This is a genomic window from Pseudoflavitalea rhizosphaerae, from assembly GCF_003991355.1.
GTDB lineage: Bacteria > Bacteroidota > Bacteroidia > Chitinophagales > Chitinophagaceae > Pseudobacter > Pseudobacter rhizosphaerae.
In genome coordinates this window covers 619,250-639,963 of record NZ_RCSU01000002.1, presented here as the reverse complement: position 1 = coordinate 639,963, position 20,714 = coordinate 619,250, and the positions used below count along the sequence as shown (strand labels likewise).

The 20,714-nt window shown below is 47.8% G+C and carries 19 protein-coding genes; 10 read left to right on the top strand and 9 right to left on the bottom strand.

The features are described from left to right. Positions 1 to 10 precede the first annotated feature (10 nt). The 6 genes from D9Y29_RS05250 to D9Y29_RS05225 form a co-directional block, all read right to left on the bottom strand. Positions 11 to 2,434, bottom strand: a complete 2,424-nt coding sequence (locus tag D9Y29_RS05250; protein WP_127125712.1) for an FtsX-like permease family protein — start codon at positions 2,432 to 2,434, stop codon at positions 11 to 13. Positions 2,435 to 2,450: 16 nt separating this feature from the next. Continuing rightward, complete coding sequence (locus tag D9Y29_RS05245) at positions 2,451 to 4,901, bottom strand: ABC transporter permease (protein WP_127125710.1); 2,451 nt, start codon at positions 4,899 to 4,901, stop codon at positions 2,451 to 2,453. Between the two features lie 19 nt (positions 4,902 to 4,920). After that, the gene (locus D9Y29_RS05240; RefSeq protein WP_127125708.1) at positions 4,921 to 7,287 is read right to left on the bottom strand and encodes an ABC transporter permease; all 2,367 of its coding nucleotides are present in this window, start codon (positions 7,285 to 7,287) and stop codon (positions 4,921 to 4,923) included. A gap of 70 nt (positions 7,288 to 7,357) precedes the next feature. After that, positions 7,358 to 8,035: an ABC transporter ATP-binding protein gene (locus D9Y29_RS05235; RefSeq protein ID WP_127125706.1), complete on the bottom strand. Its 678-nt coding sequence runs from the start codon at positions 8,033 to 8,035 to the stop codon at positions 7,358 to 7,360. A gap of 23 nt (positions 8,036 to 8,058) precedes the next feature. Then, on the bottom strand, positions 8,059 to 8,283 hold the full coding sequence (locus D9Y29_RS05230; protein WP_127125704.1) for a hypothetical protein: 225 nt from the start codon (positions 8,281 to 8,283) through the stop codon (positions 8,059 to 8,061). 11 nt (positions 8,284 to 8,294) lie between these two features. Then, positions 8,295 to 9,551 carry an efflux RND transporter periplasmic adaptor subunit gene (locus D9Y29_RS05225; protein WP_127125702.1) on the bottom strand — a complete coding sequence of 419 codons (1,257 nt, stop codon included), beginning with the start codon at positions 9,549 to 9,551 and terminating at the stop codon, positions 8,295 to 8,297. Between the two features lie 333 nt (positions 9,552 to 9,884). On the opposite strand from D9Y29_RS05225, the gene D9Y29_RS05220 reads away from it, so the two are divergent. Both D9Y29_RS05220 and D9Y29_RS05215 read left to right on the top strand, forming a co-directional pair. After that, on the top strand, positions 9,885 to 11,243 hold the full coding sequence (locus D9Y29_RS05220; protein WP_127125700.1) for a sigma-54-dependent transcriptional regulator: 1,359 nt from the start codon (positions 9,885 to 9,887) through the stop codon (positions 11,241 to 11,243). Positions 11,244 to 11,245: 2 nt separating this feature from the next. Then, on the top strand, positions 11,246 to 12,592 hold the full coding sequence (locus D9Y29_RS05215) for a sensor histidine kinase (protein ID WP_127125698.1): 1,347 nt from the start codon (positions 11,246 to 11,248) through the stop codon (positions 12,590 to 12,592). 126 nt (positions 12,593 to 12,718) lie between these two features. Here D9Y29_RS05215 and D9Y29_RS05210 read toward each other — a convergent pair whose 3' ends face one another. Both D9Y29_RS05210 and D9Y29_RS05205 read right to left on the bottom strand, forming a co-directional pair. Then, positions 12,719 to 13,228 carry a hypothetical protein gene (locus D9Y29_RS05210; RefSeq protein WP_127125696.1) on the bottom strand — a complete coding sequence of 170 codons (510 nt, stop codon included), beginning with the start codon at positions 13,226 to 13,228 and terminating at the stop codon, positions 12,719 to 12,721. Between the two features lie 20 nt (positions 13,229 to 13,248). Next, a complete protein-coding gene (locus D9Y29_RS05205) occupies positions 13,249 to 14,028 on the bottom strand; it encodes a (Fe-S)-binding protein (protein WP_127125694.1) in 780 nt (259 codons plus the stop codon). Positions 14,029 to 14,223: 195 nt separating this feature from the next. Here D9Y29_RS05205 and D9Y29_RS05200 point away from each other — a divergent pair, with 195 nt between their 5' ends. Genes D9Y29_RS05200 through D9Y29_RS05185 form a run of 4 tightly spaced genes read left to right on the top strand, consistent with a single transcriptional unit; the run spans position 14,224 to position 17,192 of the window. Further along, positions 14,224 to 14,724 (top strand): DinB family protein, encoded by a 501-nt coding sequence (locus D9Y29_RS05200; protein ID WP_127125692.1) that lies wholly within the window; start codon positions 14,224 to 14,226, stop codon positions 14,722 to 14,724. Next, positions 14,712 to 15,440 (top strand): NRDE family protein, encoded by a 729-nt coding sequence (locus D9Y29_RS05195; protein WP_127125690.1) that lies wholly within the window; start codon positions 14,712 to 14,714, stop codon positions 15,438 to 15,440. Before D9Y29_RS05200 ends, D9Y29_RS05195 begins: the two co-directional genes overlap by 13 nt. Beyond that, the gene (locus D9Y29_RS05190) at positions 15,440 to 16,504 is read left to right on the top strand and encodes an ATP-grasp domain-containing protein (protein WP_127125688.1); all 1,065 of its coding nucleotides are present in this window, start codon (positions 15,440 to 15,442) and stop codon (positions 16,502 to 16,504) included. Before D9Y29_RS05195 ends, D9Y29_RS05190 begins: the two co-directional genes overlap by 1 nt. A 43-nt stretch (positions 16,505 to 16,547) precedes the next feature. Continuing rightward, positions 16,548 to 17,192, top strand: a complete 645-nt coding sequence (locus D9Y29_RS05185; protein ID WP_127125686.1) for a LysE family translocator — start codon at positions 16,548 to 16,550, stop codon at positions 17,190 to 17,192. 4 nt (positions 17,193 to 17,196) lie between these two features. Here D9Y29_RS05185 and D9Y29_RS05180 read toward each other — a convergent pair whose 3' ends face one another. Beyond that, the gene (locus D9Y29_RS05180) at positions 17,197 to 18,513 is read right to left on the bottom strand and encodes a 4Fe-4S dicluster domain-containing protein (protein ID WP_127125684.1); all 1,317 of its coding nucleotides are present in this window, start codon (positions 18,511 to 18,513) and stop codon (positions 17,197 to 17,199) included. Between the two features lie 68 nt (positions 18,514 to 18,581). Between D9Y29_RS05180 and D9Y29_RS05175 the strand changes: the two genes are divergently transcribed. The 4 genes from D9Y29_RS05175 to D9Y29_RS05165 all read left to right on the top strand — a co-directional run bounded on the left by D9Y29_RS05175 (position 18,582) and on the right by D9Y29_RS05165 (position 20,708). Next, positions 18,582 to 19,076 (top strand): phosphoribosyltransferase family protein, encoded by a 495-nt coding sequence (locus D9Y29_RS05175; protein WP_127125682.1) that lies wholly within the window; start codon positions 18,582 to 18,584, stop codon positions 19,074 to 19,076. A 66-nt stretch (positions 19,077 to 19,142) separates the two neighbouring features. Further along, positions 19,143 to 19,847 carry a DUF1016 N-terminal domain-containing protein gene (locus D9Y29_RS26750; protein ID WP_241237854.1) on the top strand — a complete coding sequence of 235 codons (705 nt, stop codon included), beginning with the start codon at positions 19,143 to 19,145 and terminating at the stop codon, positions 19,845 to 19,847. Next, complete coding sequence (locus D9Y29_RS26745; protein WP_277601112.1) at positions 19,848 to 20,291, top strand: PDDEXK nuclease domain-containing protein; 444 nt, start codon at positions 19,848 to 19,850, stop codon at positions 20,289 to 20,291. 36 nt (positions 20,292 to 20,327) lie between these two features. Next, the gene (locus D9Y29_RS05165) at positions 20,328 to 20,708 is read left to right on the top strand and encodes a response regulator (protein ID WP_127125680.1); all 381 of its coding nucleotides are present in this window, start codon (positions 20,328 to 20,330) and stop codon (positions 20,706 to 20,708) included. Positions 20,709 to 20,714 lie beyond the last annotated feature (6 nt).

The window sequence follows — 20,714 nt, the reverse complement described above, 5'->3', positions numbered from 1 at the left end:
TATGGATGGGTTATTCGCTTCTCAAACTTTTAACAGGACTGGCCAGTGCGGCCTTTACCGCTTTGTAGCCAACGGTGATCCAGGCGATGCCCAGAGAAATGATTATCGCCACAATGAATATGCCGATGCTGATATGCACGCGGAACACGAAATCCTGCAACCAGTTATTCATGAGCAGCCAGGCCAGGGGCGTGGCAATCACGAAGGCAATGGTAATAAGAATGGTGAACTCTTTCGAGAACAGGTAAACGATATTGCCGGTGCTGGCGCCAAGTACTTTGCGGATGCCCACTTCCTTTGTTCTCTGAACAGCCATGAAACTCACGAGTCCGTACAAACCCAAACAGGAAATGAAAATGGCCAGCGCTGCAAAGAACTTGTAGAGCCTGCTCAGTTGTTCTTCCTGCCTGTAGAATTCAGCAATGTTCTCATCTACGAAGAAACTGCTGTATGCATATTCAGGGTAGAATTTTTCCCAGACATCCTTGATGGCTTTATTGGTTTGGGAGAAATTACTGCCGCTGAATTTTACGGCCACCTGTCCGTACCTGCTGCTCATAGAAGATATTTCAAGTGGCTTGATGGTTTCACGAAGCGAGTTGGTCTTGAAGTCCTTCACCACGCCAACAATGGGCTTCCATTCGCCACGGCCCAGCCTGATCTCTTTCCCGATCACTTCTTCAGCACTTTTTGCGCCCACATTCTTTACAAAAGTTTCATTCACCACGAACTCGGAAATGGTATCACTTTTCCTGAAAGGGCGGCCTGCCAGCAGTTCCAGCTGATAGGTTTTGAAATAATCTTCATCTGCGAATTTGTGGAAGATATCGAAAGGCTCATCATCCCCGCGGTGATCGAATGAAAAATTGGAAGATGAGTTGTTATCGGAAGAAGGAGCATCGCTGCAACGGGATACGTCCACCACACCATTCAGGTCTTTCAGCGCTGCCTTGAATGCTGCCTGTCGTGAAAGGACTGCGCTGTCAGCGCGACTGGTCAATACCAGTACAGCATCTTTCTTGAACCCGAGATCTGCATTGCGTACGAAGTTCATTTGCGAAACGGCGATGATGGTGCCGATGATCAGTACCTGGGAGATGGCAAACTGTGTGATCACCAGTCCGCGGCGGATGGAGATGCCGCCCACATTGGCGGATGTGATCTTGTTCTTCAATGCAAGTGCAGGTCTGAAGCCACTCAATACCAGCGCAGGATAGGAGCCTGCCAGCAGTGTTACGGCCATGGCGATGCCTAGCAGGAAGAGCATATTGTTCACCGTGAACAATACCGGTGTTTCTTCTATATTGATGAATGTTTTCAAATATGGCAATGCCAGTTGCGCCAGCAAGAGTGCGAGGCTCACAGAGAACACCACTATCACGGCTGTTTCGCCCATCATCTGCCAGAACAGCTGCCAGCGATTACCGCCCAGGACCTTTCTCACGCCTACTTCCCGGGAGCGGCCAATGGCCTGCGCTGTGCTGAGGTTCACGAAATTGATACAGGCCATCACAATGATCAGTATGCCAATTAACGACAAAGTGAGCAGCGAAGCTTTGCTGGTCACATGGTCCCCGAAATTGCCGCCCATACGGTCGTCAAAATGCAGCATGCTGAGTGGTTGCAGTATTGCTTTCCTGTGATCGTCTCGTTTATTCTGGGGGAAACTCTTTTTGTTGAATTCGTCTATTCGTTCCTGTAAGGTGGCTTCGCTCATATTCTCCGGACGGAGGATCATCACCTGGTGATTGCTGCTGAGTGTTCCCCAGCCTTCGCTCCAGCCATAATCTTTGATTGTTTTGAGCGTAGCGTAACTGGTGATCACACTCATCGGCATATCGGAATTCAGGGGTTGATCATCAAACACGCCGCCTACGGAGAGCACATATGAATTATCAAGCCGGATGTTTTGTCCATTGGCTTTTTCCCAACTGCCGAAATACTTTGTGGCAGTGGATTTGCTAAGAACAGCCATATTGGGGTCCCTGAGTGCTTCGGCATTGCCGCTGAGCCATTTCACATCGAATATTTTGAAGTACTCGGGTTCCATGAAGAAAGCGCCCCTGTCTTCCAGGAATTTCTTTTCGATATTGGTGCCTGCTTCCAACTGGCCGATCACGGTGAACTGGCTGCCGAAATGTGCATTGAGGGCCGCGATGGTTACATCGGGCATTTGGGTGCGCAGGGTAGCGATGGCAGGGAAGGGAGTGCCCGGATTATAATCCAGACCGGAAGCATCTTTGTCTTCTGTAACGGCCCTGTATATGCGTGAATAATTGGTATTGAATTTTTCGTAGGAGTTTTCATACCTGATCACGAGGAACAGCAATAAGCAGGCTGCTATGCCAATGGCCAGCCCGGCCACATTGATGGCGGAGTACCCCTTGTAACGGAGTACGTTCCTGACAGCGATCTTCCAGTAATTCTTTATCATGACTTGTACTTTTCGGTTATTCGGCACGCAGGCTTTTTACAGGATCGGAAAGCGCTGCGCGGATGGTTTGAAAACTGAGTGTGATCAATGCAATGATGATGGTTACTGCGCCGGTAACAACAAAGAGCCACCAGCTTATTGCAGCGCGATAGGCAAACTGCTGTAACCATTGGTGCAGGCCGATCCAGGCGATGGGAACGGCAATCAGCAATGCAATGGCCACCAGGGAAATAATGTCTTTGCTGAGCAGGCTCACAATCTGCGATACGGAAGCGCCGAGCACTTTTCGCACACCGATCTCCTTGGTTCGTTGCAGGGTGGTGAAAGTGACCAGGCCCAGCAATCCCAGGCAACTGATCAGTACTGCCAGTCCGGCTGCCCACATCAGGAGCCTGGATGTTTTTTGTTCATTATCGTAAGCATTGGCAAGGGTTTCATCAAAGAAATCTGCTTTGTATTCCAGTTCAGGATATACCGATCTGAATTCCTGTCCTGCTTTGGCGATAGCATTTTTCCAGGCAGTGCCTGTTGCATTCTGTGGATGCAGCAGCAGGTGCATTGTATTGAGCCTGTTGCCTTCATTGCCGATCACGAGCGGACGGATGGCTTCGTGCAGCGGTTTCTGGTTGAAATCTTTCAATACGCCGGCAATGGGGATCAGCCGATCATTCCAGTTCAGGTTCCTGCCAATGGCTTCTTCGGGATTTTTGAAGCCCAGCATATTGGCATAGGTCTGGTTGATGAGCATCTCGCTGAGCGTATCGCTTTCTCGTATATTCCTACCCGCTATGAGCTGAATTCCGTATACATGGATATAGTTTGAATCGCCCACTTTGATATCGATGCTGCCTTCCACATTATTTTGTCCGTCATTAAAATTGATAGTGCTGGTCCAGATACTCCTGCTGGAAGGCGGGTGGCCGCCGATGGCTACATTGGCGATTTCCGGAATGGCGCGCAGCCTGGAAGCCAGCTGTTCCCTTTTCATGGGGTTTTGCTCGTTCCAGGGCGTTCGGATGAAAACGATGGCATCCTTTCGCATGCCAATATCTTTATTGAGTGCGAATTTTACCTGTTTGCCTACCATCAGGGTGGCAATGATGAATACCTGCGCCACTACAAACTGGGAAACGGTGAGTGATTTTCTCAGGATGGCCCTTCTCGTATGTCCATTATCGGTAGCTGTATAATTTTTCAGCACCTGGATGGGCCTGAAACCCGACAATACCAGGGCGGGATAGATACCGGAGAGAAAGCTTACAACCAGTACCAGCGCTGCCAGGAAGATCCAGATATTTGCATCGCCTGTATCGGGAAAACGGATACCGGCAGGAATGAAATCCGAGAATAGTTTCAATACCAGGGGCGTGAGTATGCAACTGAGGATGGTAGCAATCAATGTCAGCAAAAGGGTTTCGCCCATGAACTGAGTGATCAGTTGCTTTTTGCTGCTGCCCATCGTTTTCCTGATTCCGATCTCTTTAGCCCTGGTGCTGCTTTGCGCAGTAGTAAGGTTTATGAAATTGATACAACCGAGCAGCAACAGGAAACCAGCAATGGCCAGGAGTCCGTACAAGGTTGGCTTGTTGCCCATGCGCTGGTTGAAATTGGGATAGCGTGCATCGAAATGCACATCAGTAAGTGGTTGCAGGGTATAGAACTGATCGTCCGAGCTTTTCACATCACGGGGAAAGTTCCGGCGGAAAAGCGCGGTCACCTGTTCAGCAATGGAAACGGAGGAAGTTCCTTCTGGGAGTTTCACCAGTATCTGTGTTGCATCAGTGGTATTGTCCCATTCCAGCCAGTCGTGAGGCTGCATATTGGGCTTTGCCAGCGTACTGTAACTCACAAAGCCGGGAAAATTGAAATCTGTTCTGTCTTCTCGTGTTTTAACCACGCCACTAACGGTAACGGTCACTGTATCTTCCAGGTAGAGTTGTTTTCCGGTAAGCTGGTGGTAGGCAATGCCGGGAAAATATTTATCCGCACTGGCAGTGGTAAGAACCAGCTGGTTGGGGGTATTGAGTGCAGCATCGGGTGTTCCGCTCACCCACTGGTATGGAAGTATTTTGAAGTATGATGGATAAGTGTAAATGAAACCTTCCTGGTTTTTGTAAACATCGCGCTTGCCGTTATCGCGCAATACAGTAACCTTGAGCATATCTGAGAGCTGGCGGTAGGGTGCTGCTTCTTCGATGCCACTTATATTGCCGGGGATGGCATTAACCAGCGGCATATTCACTCCACTATTATAAAACTTATCTTCTGCCGATGTGAAATTGGATACCACGCGATAGATACGCTGATGGTCCGGCACGGCTCGTTCAAAACCGAAATCCCAGTTCACCATCAGGTAGATCACCAGCGCTGCACTGATGCCGATTGCCAGTCCCAGCATATTCAGGACTGTAAACACTTTGTTCTTCCAGAGACTTCTAAAGGCGGTACTAAGATATGTTTTGAACATCGGGATAAGTTTTAAATGATCATTCGCTTCTCAGTGATTTGGTAGGATTGCTCATGGCCGCTTTGATGGAATTGTAGCTCACCGTAGCGAGTGCAATCAGGATGGCTCCTGCACCTGCGAGGATGAATACCCACCACTGAATGCTGATCCGGTAAGTGTAATCCTGCAGCCAGGCATGCATGGCCCACCAGGCAATAGGTGTGGCAATCACCAATGAAACCAGTACTAACGCCAGGAAGTCCCTGCTCAAAAGGGTAGTGATGCTGAGTACGGAAGCGCCCAGCACTTTTCGAACACCAATTTCCTTGATCCTGTTCTCTGCCATATAAGTAGCCAGGGCAAACAATCCCAGGCAACTGATGAAGATGGTGAGCCCTGCAAAGAGGCTGGCCAGTGTGGCGATCCTTTTTTCATCATTGAATTTCTTTTCGTATTCCGAATCCACGAAAATGAAATTGAAAGGATAGTCGGGATTGAATTTCTTGAAAATGCTTTCCATCGTTTTGAGGTTGGCTGCAGTGGTGCGGCCGGGATTGAGGCGCATGTGCAAAACATTGAACCAGCCTTTCGGTCCGGCAATCACCATTGGGAGTTTGGGGAGATAGGGGGAAGCCATGATCATATCGTTCACTACGCCTACGATGGTCCATTTCTCACCCATATCATCATAGGTTTTACCGATGGGATCTTTGAAGCCCATTACTTTGGCGGCGGATTCATTCACGAGTGCGGAAAGTGAATCACCGGGAAATTCTTTGAGGTTGATGTCGCGCCCTTTGAGTAAGGTGAAGCCGGCAGTTTTCACGATGTTGCCATCGGAACAAAAACGGTCGAGTACGATCTTGGCGCTCTTATCTTTTCCTTCCCAATCGATGCCCCAGCTATTGCTCCAGTTTTGCGTGAGGGGGGCGCTGGTTTTGCTCATAGACAGTACGGCGCCGGAACTGAGCAGGGATTGAGAGATCACTTCATAATTCCTGTTGATCTCCTGTGTAAGGAAGAGATAACCAAGATCGCTCTTGTTGTAACCGGCATCGCGGTCCTGCGCATGTTTGATCTGCTGGCGGATGATGATGGTGGATACGATCAGTACAATGGCAATGGTGAATTGTGTTACCACCAGTAATTTTCTTGGTGTGATCAGCGCCTGCACTTTATGTACTGTTCCTTTCAGCACACGAATGGGACGGAAGGAAGATAGATAGAAAGCAGGATAGCTGCCTGCGAGCAGTCCGGTGAACAATACAAACCCCAGCGCCATCAGCCAGAAATAAGGATTGCTGTAAGGAACAAAGAGCGCTTTGCCCACAAGTGTATTGAAGGAGGGGAGACTCAGTTGCACTATGATCAATGCTACCAGGCCAGATGCGAGGGTGAGCATTACAGACTCTCCGAGGAATTGTCCGATCAGTGAACCGCGCTGTGCGCCCACCACTTTCCTGATGCCTACTTCGCGGGCCCTTTTCTCACTGCGGGCAGTGCTGAGATTCATGAAATTGATACAGGCGATCAGCAGGATCAGTCCTGCAATTACCAGGAATAATCTTACCAGTGCAATCCTTCCTCCCGTGTTCACACCATTCTCGAACGTGCTCCAAAGCCTTTGTTTTGAAAGGGGGTGCAGGAACACCTCTGTGTCTTCTTGTTTGTTGGAATGATTGATGGTTATATCCTTTATTTTCTCATTGAGCGATTGTGCATTAACGTTGGTTTTCAGCTTTACGAAAGTGGCTACAGAATTGTTGCCCCACCACTCATCGTCCTGGTCAAGCACTTTCATGAATTTCCAGGGCAGGAGGAATTCAAAATCGAACTGGGTATTGTAGGGAAGGTCTTCCAGGATGCCGGTAACAGTGAAGTTGCCGGGTTCGGTATAAGGGTTCATGGCAATCACTTTCCCCATGGGGTCTTCATCGCCAAAAAGTTTCTTTGCCAGTGTTTCGGTGAGCACTACAGAGTAAGTGCCGTCAAGCGCTTTGTCGATATTTCCGGCTTTGAGTTTGAAACTGAACATGTGCAGGAAATCCGGGTCTGCATACATGCCGCCGCTGTTGAGTTTTTTATCGCTCACTTTCATCAGCATATGAATATCGTTGGCGCGGCTCATGTATTGGATGTCCGGGTATTCCGCTTTGAGTGTGGGGCCAAGGATCTTAGGCGTAGAACCCCATACCTGGAGCTTACCATCAAAATCAGCCCTGTTCATGGCTTTATAGAGGCGGTCCTGGTCCTGGTGGAACCGGTCGAAGCTAATTTCATGTTGTGCCCAAAGGAGAATGAGGATAGCAGCGGCCATCCCGATGGAGAGTCCCAGTAGATTGATGGCAGAGAATCTTTTGTTCTTCCACAGATTGCGGAATGCAATGGTAAAGTAGTTTCTCAGCATGGTGGTCCGTTTGTTTAGTTCAGGGCAAAAAAATCATGGCTATACAGGTATGATCAGATCCCCTTGGTGATCATACCATAATGTTCTCTGTAACTGCCTGTCCGTCCAGCATACGGATGATGCGGTGACTGAAGCGGCTATCGTGTTCCGAGTGCGTTACCATCACGATGGTAGTACCTTGTTCGTTCAGGTCTGTCAGCAATGTCATTACTTCATTACCGTTGGAGGAGTCCAGGTTTCCTGTGGGCTCATCGGCGAGGATCAGTTTGGGGTTGTTCACCACGGCGCGGGCTACGGCTACACGCTGCTGCTGGCCACCTGACAATTGCTGGGGATAGTGTTTGCGGCGGTGCATGATCTGCATTTTGTCAAGCACTTCGTCCACACGTTTCTTGCGGTCTGCAGATTTCACGCCGGTATAGATGAGGGGCAGTTCCACATTTTCGTAAACGGTGAGCTCATCGATGAGGTTGAAGCTCTGGAATACGAAGCCGATATTGTGTTTGCGGAGATCAGCCCTTTTTCTTTCATTGAAATGCGCCACCTCGATACCGTTGAAGAGGAAGCTGCCTGCATCGGGATCGTCAAGCAGTCCCAGGATATTCAGCAAGGTTGATTTACCACAACCGGAAGGCCCCATCACTGCTACAAATTCCCCTTCCTTTACTTCGAGGGTGAGTTTGTTGAGGGCAACGGTTTCCACTTCTTCCGTGCGATAAACCTTTTCGAGATTGGTGATCTTGATCATATGATTTTGTTTGTATAAACGGTTTAGTGAATTACAAGGTTACAGGATGGCATTAAGTTCATCAGCGGCTCTATCAGATTCATTTCTTCTTTTTCTGTTTTTTCTTCTTCCATATCCGGCCGGATAATGAATGATGCCCTGGCAGACTGCTGCCCGTCGCATACAACTCCTGCAGTATTGGGCCATGCGAACAGTACGCAGCCGATAACGAGGAGGGAGGTATAGATGATCCTGCTTTGAATTTTCATAACAAGAGGCTTTATTCTTTTTTCAATATCAGTTCCTGCATTTTGTCGTAGTTCTCATAGCTGCTCGTGATCACTTTGTCGCCGGGCTTGAGTCCCTTCAGTACTTCATAGTAATCGGGATTCTGTCGGCCGAGCTGGATGTCTACCTTGTAGGCAGTTCCGCCATTATCGCTCAGTTTGAAAATGGAATTACCACCGGTCTGTTGATAGAAACCGCCTTTAGCCAGCAGCAGGGCTTCGGTTTCATCGCTGAGTGCGAGGCGGATCTGGAGTGTTTGTCCGCGGCGGATACCCTGGGGCTTTTCACCATCGAATTCCATATCCACCTGGAAGCGGCCATTGGTTACCTGCGTAAAGACCTTGATGATCTTCAGCTTATAAGTCTTGTTGGCGAAAGTGAATTCACCGCTGAGGCCGTTGTAGATGCGGGAAATATAGTGTTCATCGATATCTGCGCGTACCTTGAAACCGCTGAGCACATCTATCTGTCCAAGCCTTTCGCCCTTGTTCTTGTTCTGACCGATCTCTGCTTCGAGGGAAGTGAGCTGGCCGTCTACCGGTGCGCGTACGATCAGGTCGCCCACTTTCTTGCGCGTAAGATCGAGCGTGGCTTTGGAGCGCTGGTAGAGCTCGCGTGCCTGTTCAACGCTCTGGCGGGTGGTAACACTGTCCTGGCGCATGATCTCATCCGTTAGTTTCTTCTTTTGTACCTGGTAGATATAATTGTTTTCAGATTTCTTGAATTCCTGTGAGCCGATCACTTTCTCCGCGAAGAGTTTTTTGTTGAGATTGTATTCCCGCTCAGCTTCTTTCAGGGTATTCTCCACATCGGTGAGCTGGTTGAGTTTGGTAACTGTATTCTGTTGAGCGGCGTTGTTGGCGATCTGCATTTGGGTGAGCAGGTTGTACACGGAGGTTTCCTGGTTCACGAGGCTGAGGGCCAGGTCTGTATTGGAGAGGCGGAGGATCGGCTGACCTTTTACCATCACGGCGCCATCTTCCACGAACTTCTCTTCCACGCGGCCGCCTTCGAGGGCATCCAGGTAAATGGTAGTGATGGGCAGCACCACACCGTTCACCGGAATGAATTCCTGGAATGTGCCTTTACGGACCTCACTGATGGTGATCCTTTCCACGTTCACGTTCAGACGGCTTTTGCCGGAAGTAAAATAATAACTGGCGGTGATTAGAATAAGGATGGCTGCAATGCCCAGGATGGTCAGCAGCTTTTTAGTGGTCCATTTCTTTTTGGCAATAACTCGATCCACGATATGAAAGTTTTAGATTATCACTGTTTGAAAAAAGCCGCCCGGTGGTTCAGGCCGGGCGACCCTGAGTACTTAAAAAAACAACTTAGAGATAAAAACAACTGCATCTCCATTATCACAACGCTGTGCCAGTTTAAAAGGGTGATGAAAACCAGTTAGTTAGTGCCTGGGTTCAGGGCGCCATGTACAGTAGTGTTACACTTTGTGTCCGCTTTTGATACAGTGGGTGAACTCTGTCTTTCTGTTGTAAAAAATTGTTTGCCATGGCTTTGTATTTATGGTATAATTGTAGTTGTGTTTTGTTGCATAAAACAGAATATTTATTTTTTTACCATGTCGCTGAAGAATGCCTCGATATTAGTTATAGATGACGACCAGGATGTATTAACTGCTGTAAGATTGCTGCTGAAAACGGAAGCCAAAGAGGTGGTCACTGAAAAGAACCCTGAAAATATCCGCAATATTCTATCCAAACAGTCTTTCGATGTGATTTTGCTGGATATGAACTTCAACAGTTCCATCAATACCGGCAATGAAGGCATCTACTGGCTGGGAAAGATCAAAGAATTCAAATCCGAGGCTGCAGTGATCATGATCACTGCCTATGGCGATATCGATCTGGCCGTGCGCTCGCTCAAAGAAGGCGCAGCCGATTTCGTAGTGAAGCCCTGGCATAATGAAAAATTGCTCATCACTATCCGCGAAGCCCTCAAAAGGAAAGGGAAAGCCGCCGCCACACCCAGTTTCAGAACAGACTCCGTAGTAGGTTCCGAACTGTTGGGAGAATCCGAAGTGATGCAGGATATTTTTTATAAGATCGAAAAGATAGCGCCCACCGATGCGAATATCCTGATCCTCGGAGAGAACGGAACAGGGAAAGACCTTATCGCGAAAGCTATCCATCAGCAGTCACTCCGCTCAGACAAAGTGTATGTGAAAGTGGACGTGGGTGCGCTTACTGAGAGCCTCTTCGAAAGTGAATTGTTCGGCCATAAGAAAGGAGCGTTTACAGATGCGCGTGAGGACAGGATAGGAAGATTTGAAGCCGCCACCGGAGGCACTTTGTTTTTGGATGAGATTGGAAATATCGGCTTGCACCAGCAGGCCAAACTGCTCAGTGTGTTACAGAACAGGCAGGTTGTGAAATTAGGTACCAATACGCCGGTGGACATCAATATCCGCCTGATCTGCGCCACCAATGTGCCACTGACGGAGCTTGCCAATGAAAGCCGATTCCGGAAAGACCTGATCTATCGTATCAATACTGTAGAGATCATGGTACCGCCGTTGCGTAAACGCGGCAACGATATCATTCTCCTGGCCAAACATTTCTGCAGGATCTATAGCAACAAATACCTGAAACCTGTGCTGGAATTCGATTCCAAAGCAATGGACAAATTACTGAGCTATCATTATCCCGGTAATATCAGGGAGCTGCAATACACCATCGAGAGGGCCGTGATCATGGCTGACGGGAATGTGCTGCAGGCGCAGGACCTCATCTTTTCACCCATCGAATCTTCATCCGCTGCATCGCAGGATGAGCCCGATGAACTCAAGCTGAGCGCGGTGGAAAAGAATACCATCCTGCGTGTGATAGAAAAACATAATGGCAATATCACCAAGGCCGCAAAAGAACTGGGACTGACGCGCACTGCATTGTACCGCCGCCTGAGCAAATACGATATCTGACAATGAGCTTTTTCAATAAAACGGAATGGAGGGTGCTTTACCGCGTGCTGGCATTGTTCGTGACCATCACCATCACCTGTTTGATCGTCCTCAAGGGATGGTATGTTTACCTGGTACTGGCATTACCCGTGATCATCGCGCAACTGGTGGATTTTTATAAACTGCAGCGCAAAGCGCATGATGAACTCGGGCAGTTCGTGGAGTCCGTTCATTACCGCGACTTCTCCCGTTACTTCGACGTAAAGCATGCTCCTGTTGACTTACAACCATTGCGTAAAGGTTTCAATGAGATCAATACTACCATTAAGGATATCAGTCGTGAGCGCGAAACGCAGTACCAGTATCTTCAAAAAATTCTGGAGCTGATCGATACAGGTATCCTGATGTATCGTGAAGACGATGGTACCGTTGTATGGATGAATGAAGCATTGAAAAATATGCTGCAGCTGCCATATCTCAAAACCATTCATAGCTTGAATCGTCGGGATGCTGATCTTTATTCACAGGTAACAGGGCTCAAGCCCGGCGAAAGTAAGATCGGAACGGCACATCTTGAGAAATCGCCGTTCAAGGTATTGCTGTCTGCTACTGCATTTCAGACCGATGGCGCCAAATATAAACTCATTGCTTTCCAGAATGTGAATGAGGCATTGGATGAAACAGAATCCAAAGCCTGGCAGAAACTACTCAGTGTGATGACGCATGAGATCATGAATTCCATCGCCCCCATCTCTTCACTGGCGGCCACTCTGAAGAACAGGCTGCATGAATCGGCCCATGAGATCGATAATAGTTCCGGTGTGCTGGAAGACCTGGAACTGGGAATAGATACCATCAAAAGAAGGAGTGAAGGACTATTGAAATTTGCGGAGACCTATCGAAACCTCAATAAGATCACTACGCCGAACCTGCGCAAAGTGTATGTGCGCGATTTGTTCGAGAACCTGCATCATCTGATGCAACCTACATTGCAGGCGAAGAAGATCGAAGTGGAAGTGATCTTAAAAGATCCCGACCTGATGCTTGATGCAGACACCAACCTGGTGGAACAGGTGTTGATCAACCTGGTGGTAAATGCGATGGAGGCAGTGAAAGATCAACCCGAACCACATATTATCTTATCGGCATATCTGGCTTCCAACCGAAGGACCGTGATCCGTGTTTCGGATAACGGTACAGGTATGAGTGAGGAAGTGGTGGAGAAGATATTTATTCCATTTTTCAGTACCAAGAAAAGCGGGAGCGGAATTGGGTTGAGTTTGTGTAAGCAGATCATGATGTTGCACCGCGGACATATTACGGTGCAGAGTGTGGAAGGAGAGGGGACTGCATTTATTTTACAGTTTTAGATTAGCGGGGACCCCACTCGCTCGCCTCTGGCGAGTGAGGATTATTTGTTCGCCTCCGGCGAACACTGTGTCGCCGGAGGCGACAAAATATAAGTCACTCGCCGGAGGCGAGCGACTGGCAGCCCTCTACGCGTTTTTCAACACGCGCTTCCCCAGCCAGCTGTCTTTCAGCGGCACCATCCAGTTATTTTCCAGCTCTTCTTTCGTTTGTACAATATTGTTGAAGAAGATGGTATTCTCATCTATGAATTTATTCTCCAGCGCATATTTCACCTGCGACTGCGGTAACAACTGCACTTTGTCTTTGATGACAAACGCCAGGTTGAGCCTGTCGAACATATGTACTTTGAAAGCTTCTTCGATATTCTTGATAAGCCTTACAGAACTGTCTGTGCTGCAGCCGCTCACACCGGTAGCGCTTTCATCGGCCATCAATATGATAAACTGACCGAAGAACAGGGTACCGAATCCTTTCACGGGTGTGCCATGTGATTTCCAGGTGGAGGCAAAATGATTGAGCAGGTCTTCCAGTTGCAAAGCTTCACCCATAGAAAAGATCCTGCTGCTCTGGTAGATCCATACTCTTGACTCCGGGGCAAAATCTTCCGGCAGTAATTCTTTGTAATTCCAGTTCATGGGAGCAAAGATACGAAATGCTATTCCATGGATTGCGCAACCAGTTCGGCAACGTCCAGCACCTGAACATCATTCTCTTTTTCCTTGTTCTTGACGCCATCGGTGAGCATGGTATTGCAGAAGGGACAGGCGGCTGCGATAACGGCAGACCCTGTTTCGAGGGCTTCGTTGGCGCGTTCGAAGTTGATGCGTTCTGTGCCTTTTTCCTCTTCCTTGAACATCTGGGCGCCACCGGCTCCGCAGCAGAGACCTTTGGAGCGGCAACGTTTCATTTCCACCAGCTCTGCATCCAGGGTTTCCAGCACTTTGCGGGGTGCTTCGTAGATATCGTTTGCGCGGCCGAGATAGCAGCTGTCGTGGAATGTAATGCGTTTGCCTTTGAAAGCCCCGCCTTCTTTGAGACGGACCTTGCCCTCGTCAATCAGTTGCTGAAGGAGGGTGGTATGATGGACCACTTCGTAGGTACCGCCGAGTACGGGGTACTCATTCTTGAAGATATTGAAGCAATGGGGACAGGTAGTAACGATTTTCTTAATGCCGTAGCCATTCAGTATCTGGATGTTCTGGTAAGCCATCATCTGGAACATGAATTCATTCCCGGCTCTTCTGGCGGGGTCGCCGGTACACAATTCTTCTTTTCCGAGGATCGCGAAACTGATACCGGCCTTGTGCAGAATAGTGGCAAATGCTTTGGTGATCTTCTGTGCGCGCTGATCAAAACTACCTGAACACCCTACCCAGAACAGGATCTCCGGGTTCTGGCCATTTGCCATCATTTCGGCCATGCTTGGTACATGCATTCAAAAAAATTTTTGTAAATCTACAGTAAAAGTTCAAAAGCCGGTACATATTGCATAACATTGAGGCACAAATCAAAAGCTGGCACGTTATTTATAGAAGGTAGCTGAGGCTACAACCCCCTGTCCTCCGGAAAACCGCTGAATCCCCATGCCCGAGTTGTAGCAAAATAAACGCTAATACAAACTATCGAACCGATGCAATTACAACAGGCTGTCAACAACATTTTTGTTCAGCTTGCCGGGACGTTGAACCAATTGTCCGGGCAAGAGTATGTTCAGCCCTGCAAAACACTTTCTGATCATACCATTGGTCAGCATGTAAGGCATATCATCGAACTGTTTCAATGCCTGGAGCAGGGTTATGAGAGCGGGACCGTCAACTATGAAAAACGAAAAAGGGACCTCCTGATCGAAACCGATAAAGAACTGGCAGGCTCCCTGCTTCAATCTATCCACCGGAATCTTGCAAGGGCAGACAGGATGCTGGTACTGGAAGCAGCCTACGACGAGCATTCAGAAATCCCTGTTCGGATCGGCACCAATTATTATCGCGAAGTAGCCTATAACCTCGAACATACCATTCACCATATGGCATTGATCAGGATCGGCATCAAGGAAGTAGCGGATATTGTACTGCCCGAGAATTTCGGGGTGGCATCATCCACCGTTAAGCATAAGCAACAATGTGCACAGTAACTTTTGTACCCACAGGCGACCGCCTGTACATTACCTCTAACAGGGACGAGAAGAACTGGCGACCCTCCGCTGCGGCGCCCGCCATTACAGAATTCCCTTCAGGACATATTCTCTTTCCAAAAGACCCGCATGCTGGCGGCACCTGGATCGCTGCCCATGAGAACGGTAATGCACTCGTATTCCTCAATGGCGGCTTTGTTGCGCATTCACCACAACCTCCCTACAGGAAAAGCAGGGGACTGATTTTGCTCGATCTGCTCGACAGCAGTTCTCCCATCAACAGTTTCATGGCCATCAACCTGAATAATATCGAGCCCTTTACAGCTGTGCTCTGGGAAGATAAACTGCTCTTCGAATGCAGGTGGGACGGCAAACGAAAACACCAGCGGGATATGAATGACGCGAAATCACATATCTGGAGTTCCGTTACTCTCTACGATGAAACAGTGATCAATAAGCGCAAATCCTGGTTCGAAGACTGGTTGAAACGAAACGGGCAACCCGATGGGGAGTCCATCATGCATTTCCACCAGTTCACCGGCGATGGTGATCAGCATAACGATCTCCTCATGAATCGCGATGGCAAAGTTGGCACCGTCAGCGTAACTCAGCTGCAACTCGGTAATTCCGATACACTGATGCAGTATCTGGACCTGCAAAGCAATAAGACTGTATCCGTATCTTTATCACAGGAAAAAATAATGGCAGGCAGATAATGAATTCCTTTCAAAGGTTCTTCCATCAACCATTCTTCATCAGGCTTTTCAACTGGGAGTACTGGAGCTTCGGCGCAGTGTATGCCTGCATCTATCCCGTGTGGCTCCTGCTTTGTTTGCGCGCCCGTTCCTTTTTCTTTTTCGCAGCCGCCAATCCACGTATACGGAACGGAGGTTTTTTGAACGAATCGAAAGAAGAGATCGTTCCGATGATCCCTGCAGCATGGCATCCGCGCACTGCGTTTTTTGCCCTGCCCTGTAATGCCGATCATATACTTGCCGAATTGCAACGAAAAGGATTATCCTATCCGCTCATGGGAAAGCCCAATGTTGGCGGTCGTGGGCGGGGCGTGAAAGTACTTGGTTCGGATGATGACGTGCGCGCCTATGCGCAAACTTCATTTCTCGATTTCCATATTCAGGAATTTGTGCCTTACAAGAATGAAGTTGGCATCTTTTATTGCCGCTATCCAGACCAGGAGCGTGGAAGCATCACCGGTATCGTAGAGAAAGAATTCATGAGCGTTACCGGCGACGGTATTCACAGCATGCGTGAATTATTACTGAAGAACAAACGGGCCCTGATGTATATGGAAAGCTATGAAACCATCCATGGTGATTTCCTGGATACCATATTGCCCAAAGGGGAGAAGCATGTTGTATCACCATTCGGCAATCATGCACGTGGTGCTATGTTCCTGGATGTGAGCCACCGTACGGATGAAACGCTTACTGAAACCATCGATGCACTTTGCAGGCAGATCCCGGATTTCTATTATGGTCGCCTGGATGTCAGGTACCAGAGCTGGGAAGAGCTCAAAGCGGGAAAGTATTTTGCTATTATTGAAGTGAATGGGGCCGGCTCGGAGCCTACACATATCTATGATCCGAAACATTCCCTTTTCTTTGCATGGAAGGAGATCGTGCGGCACTGGATCATCCTGAACCGTATCAGTCGAATGAACAGAAGAAAAGGGCATCCGTATTTATCGCTTCGCGAAGGCATCGAAATGTTCAGGGAGAACAAAGCGCTTTCAGAGAAGCTGAACGCGATGACGGAGTAGAACGACTCATATCTTTTTTCAAATATCACATTAATTATCCTGCATGCAGTTACTCCGCATTTTTTGTGTTGGGCTTGGCATCAGTTTCCTGGGCACATTGCCGCTGGGAACCTTGAATGTTGCTGCCATGCAGATTGCTGTAACGGATGGGGTCCGCCCTGCGCTTGGTTTTTCGCTGGGGGCTTTATTGGTGGAGATCTGCTATGTGAGATTGTCGCTGGTAGCGATGGATTGGGTTCGGCAACAGGAAAGGATTTTCAGATGGCTCAACTGGATCACACTGCTGATCATCGTTGCGCTGGCAGTTTCCTCTTTTATTGCAGCTGCGCATCCTTCCGGTGAAGGAAAGAACGTGATATTGAGTAATACGATGCCGAGGTTCTTTTTAGGGATCACGATGAGCGCTATCAATCCCGTGCAGATCCCTTTCTGGTTTGGTTGGAGTACTGTGTTGTTTGCAAAGAATATTTTGTTGCCGAAAGTATCGCATTACAATGCATATATCGGCGGGATAGGATGCGGAACATTTATCGGCAATGCCGTTTTTATTTTCGGAGGAAGATTAATGGTGAATACGCTGAATGGAAATCAGAATGTGTTGAATTATGTGATCGGGGCTGTGTTTGCGATTACCGCCATCGTACAGGCGTATAGAATGATGCGGAAGAAGGCCGTAATAAATCAATGACCCTCTACATCGTCTCTGTCCATTTATCCCGGTCTTCAGGACTCATCTTCCAGGGAGCGAAATTGTTCTCGATATTACCGAACATGGTGTTCCATTCCTGCGGTGCATTACTTTCGTCCATTATCAGGTAACGGCGCAGTTGCAAAATGATCTCCAGCGGACTGATACTTACCGGGCATTCCTGTACGCAAGCATTGCAGGTGGTGCAGGCGCGGAGTTCTTCAGTGGTGATATAATCGTGAAGGAGAGATTTGCCATCATCAGTGAAGCTGCCATTCTTATCGATATTCTTTCCTACTTCTTCGGCGCGATCGCGTGTATCCATCATGATCTTGCGCGGAGATAGAGCTTTACCGGTTTGTGTGGCAGGACAGGCTGCCGAGCAGCGGCCGCACTCCGTGCAACTGTATGCATCCAGGAGATTGCGCCAGCTGAGGTCCATTACATCTTTCGCTCCGAATTTATCAGGAGCAACGGCATTGGCAGGAGCCAGTTCCGGCTGCATGGCATAGAGTACTTCGTTCTGAATGCTCTGCATGTTTTCCATTTTGCCTTTGGGTTCCAGTCTTGCGTAATACGCATTGGGAAAAGCAAGAATGATATGCAGGTGTTTCGAATATGGCAGGTAGTTCAGGAAGGCAAGTACACCCAGGATATGCAACCACCAGGTGGACCTTTCGAGCGCAACAAGTCCTTCATTGCTCATTCCGTTGAGTAATGGATGCATCCACTGGCTGATCACGAAATTACCGGTTGGATGCTCAGCAAAATGTCCGTATCCGCGCTGTTGCAACAATGTATCGGAAGCGTTTAGCGTAAGGAAAAGCGCCATGAGAACGATCTCGGTAATGAGGATGTAATTGGCATCGCTCCGAGGCCATCCATCCAGGTCATGGCTTATGAATCTTTTCAGTTTGATGATATTGCGGCGGATGAGGAACACGGCGCAGGCGAGCAATACGCCCAGGGCGAGGAGCTCAAATGCATCGATCAGGAAATTATAGAAACCGCCCAGCATGGGAGCGAAGAGACGGTGGGTACCGAAGGCGCCATCGAGAATGATCTCCAGCATCTCGATGTTGATGATCACAAATCCGGCATAAACCACAAAGTGCAATACGGCCACCAGGGGATTGCGGAACATCTTTTTCTGTCCGAATGCCAGTAAGAGCAGGTTACGCCAGCGAGCGGAGGGATTATCGGAGTAATCTTCATCTTTTCCCAGGAGGATATTGCGGCGGATCTTGCTTATATTTTTTGCAAAGAACCAGATAGCGAAACCTGTGATCAATACAAAAAGTATTTGCTGGATAATTGACATACGAACAAGTGTTAATACCTGCTAAGATACAAGTTTTCAGTTTTTTATTAGATTTGAAAAAAAATCAGATGGAAAGGAATTATATACTGGACCAGGAAACGGCTAAAAAGAAACTCCAGCGCATGGCCTATGAGATCGTGGAGAACAACCTCGACGCCAACAGGATCATCCTGGCTGGTATCCGTGAAAACGGCAGTGTGATAGCCACGATCATGCAGCAATTGCTGCAGCAGATCCATACTGCTACTATCGACCTCATCCATATCTCTCTCGATAAAAGGAATCCCGGGGAAGTTGTACTAAGTGAAACACCCGACTTCAATAATCAGGTGATCATTCTGATCGATGATGTGGCCAACTCCGGCCGCACGATGTTATATGCCATGAAACCCTTCCTGGCATTTCATCCCGCCAAAATGCAAACCCTCGCACTGGTGGACCGCACACATAAGACCTTTCCGGTTAATACGGATTATATCGGAATGAGTCTGGCAACAACATTACAGGAACATATATACGTAGAAACAGACGGAAAGAACGTAACAGGAGCATACCTGGAGTAACTTGCATTGAACTGGCAGCAGCACTAAGACAAGACGGGAAAAATTATTCACGTAAACTCACCATTTATGGAAGAGAAAGCTGCGCCATTTGAATACAGGTTAATGTTGAATGAAATTAAGGCAAGGATAAAAAGCAGTCAGTCAAAGGCTGCGCTTGCTGTTAATAGTTCGTTGATCCAATTGTATTGGCATATTGGAAAATTGATCTTGCAGAAACAAACTGAACACGCCTGGGGATCACAAATTATTGAGCGTTTGTCGAACGATTTGAAAGCTGAATTTCCAGGGATTTCAGGTTTTTCTATTAGGAATCTGAGAGATGTCAGACGATTCTATCTCTTTTACAGTAATGAAATTGTGCGACAAGCTGTCGCACAATTAGAACTGCCAAAAGGCATAACAGAAAATGTGACTAATAATGTTGGCGAAGATTCTGAAAATGAGGATTTTATAATTGTGCGACAACTTGCCGCACAAATTCCCTGGGGCCATCATCTTCTCATTTTGAATAAGGTAAATGATCCTAAAGCAGCACTATTTTACATCTGCCAGATCATTGAAAACAACTGGAGCCGATCTGTTCTTTCCCTTCATATCGAACAAAAATTATTCGACAGGCAGGGAAAAGCGCTTTCGAATTTCAAAGAGACCTTACCTGCACAACAAGCGCTATTGGCTCAGCAGATTTTAAAGGATCCCTACAATTTCAGTTTCTTAGCACTAGAGTCGCAGGTTCAGGAACTCGACCTGGAAAAACAATTAACGGAGTAGATCACCCGATTTTTATTAGAGCTTGGAAAAGGATTTGCTTTTTTAGGCAGACAATTTCCGATCAAGGTAGGAGAGAAGGAATATTTTATCGATCTTCTGTTTTATCATATCCGGCTTCGTTGTTTCATTGTGATCGAACTTAAAGTCAGGGAATTTGAACCGGAATATGCAGGTAAAATGAATTTTTATCTTTCTGTGATCGACGATCTGTTGAAAGATGCCAGTGGCCAGCCTACCATTGGGATCTTACTTTGTAAGAACAAAACATCCTTAGAAGTGGAGTACGCGCTTAGAGGTATCAACAAACCAATAGGAGTAAGCGAATTCACTTTAACAGAAGCTTTACCGGAGGAATTGAAATCCAGTATACCTACCGTGGAGGAATTTGAGGACGAGATCAATCGCATATCCGGCCAACAACCAGATGATAAGAACCTGGCATAACATTTTTATATCCTGCCTGTATAAACCAAGCAACGTATGAAAGCACAGCCCACGAAGACCAATACACGCAAAGTATTGATCATTGAAGATGAAGGCGATCTCTGCTTCTTGTTGAACCTGCTGCTGGATGGTCAGGATATGGAAATCGATCATGTTCCCAGCCTTGCCAAAGCAGGGGAATATCTTCTACAGGAACAGCCTGCACTGGTATTACTGGATAACCGACTCCCTGATGGTTTCGGGATAGATTATATTGGCGATATTAAAAAGCAACATCCGGCAACAAAAGTGATCATGATCTCCGGTCTTGATGCTGCAGCGAGAGATGTGGCTTTGGATAATGGCGCCGACGATTTTATTGAGAAACCGTTTACAAAGGCGGATATTTTCAGGTCCGTGAATCGATTGATAAATTGAAGAAAC

Excerpts from the sequence above, each read along its gene's own strand:
- D9Y29_RS05250 (WP_127125712.1), bottom strand. The coding sequence starts at position 2,434 with ATGATAAAGAATTACTGGAAGATCGCTGTCAGGAACGTACTCCGTTAC.
- D9Y29_RS05245 (WP_127125710.1), bottom strand. The coding sequence starts at position 4,901 with ATGTTCAAAACATATCTTAGTACCGCCTTTAGAAGTCTCTGGAAGAAC.
- D9Y29_RS05240 (WP_127125708.1), bottom strand. The coding sequence starts at position 7,287 with ATGCTGAGAAACTACTTTACCATTGCATTCCGCAATCTGTGGAAGAAC.
- D9Y29_RS05235 (WP_127125706.1), bottom strand. The coding sequence starts at position 8,035 with ATGATCAAGATCACCAATCTCGAAAAGGTTTATCGCACGGAAGAAGTG.
- D9Y29_RS05230 (WP_127125704.1), bottom strand. The coding sequence starts at position 8,283 with ATGAAAATTCAAAGCAGGATCATCTATACCTCCCTCCTCGTTATCGGC.
- D9Y29_RS05220 (WP_127125700.1), top strand. The coding sequence starts at position 9,885 with ATGTCGCTGAAGAATGCCTCGATATTAGTTATAGATGACGACCAGGAT.
- D9Y29_RS05215 (WP_127125698.1), top strand. The coding sequence starts at position 11,246 with ATGAGCTTTTTCAATAAAACGGAATGGAGGGTGCTTTACCGCGTGCTG.
- D9Y29_RS05210 (WP_127125696.1), bottom strand. The coding sequence starts at position 13,228 with ATGAACTGGAATTACAAAGAATTACTGCCGGAAGATTTTGCCCCGGAG.
- D9Y29_RS05205 (WP_127125694.1), bottom strand. The coding sequence starts at position 14,028 with ATGCATGTACCAAGCATGGCCGAAATGATGGCAAATGGCCAGAACCCG.
- D9Y29_RS05200 (WP_127125692.1), top strand. The coding sequence starts at position 14,224 with ATGCAATTACAACAGGCTGTCAACAACATTTTTGTTCAGCTTGCCGGG.
- D9Y29_RS05195 (WP_127125690.1), top strand. The coding sequence starts at position 14,712 with ATGTGCACAGTAACTTTTGTACCCACAGGCGACCGCCTGTACATTACC.
- D9Y29_RS05190 (WP_127125688.1), top strand. The coding sequence starts at position 15,440 with ATGAATTCCTTTCAAAGGTTCTTCCATCAACCATTCTTCATCAGGCTT.
- D9Y29_RS05185 (WP_127125686.1), top strand. The coding sequence starts at position 16,548 with ATGCAGTTACTCCGCATTTTTTGTGTTGGGCTTGGCATCAGTTTCCTG.
- D9Y29_RS05180 (WP_127125684.1), bottom strand. The coding sequence starts at position 18,513 with ATGTCAATTATCCAGCAAATACTTTTTGTATTGATCACAGGTTTCGCT.
- D9Y29_RS05175 (WP_127125682.1), top strand. The coding sequence starts at position 18,582 with ATGGAAAGGAATTATATACTGGACCAGGAAACGGCTAAAAAGAAACTC.
- D9Y29_RS26750 (WP_241237854.1), top strand. The coding sequence starts at position 19,143 with ATGGAAGAGAAAGCTGCGCCATTTGAATACAGGTTAATGTTGAATGAA.
- D9Y29_RS05165 (WP_127125680.1), top strand. The coding sequence starts at position 20,328 with ATGAAAGCACAGCCCACGAAGACCAATACACGCAAAGTATTGATCATT.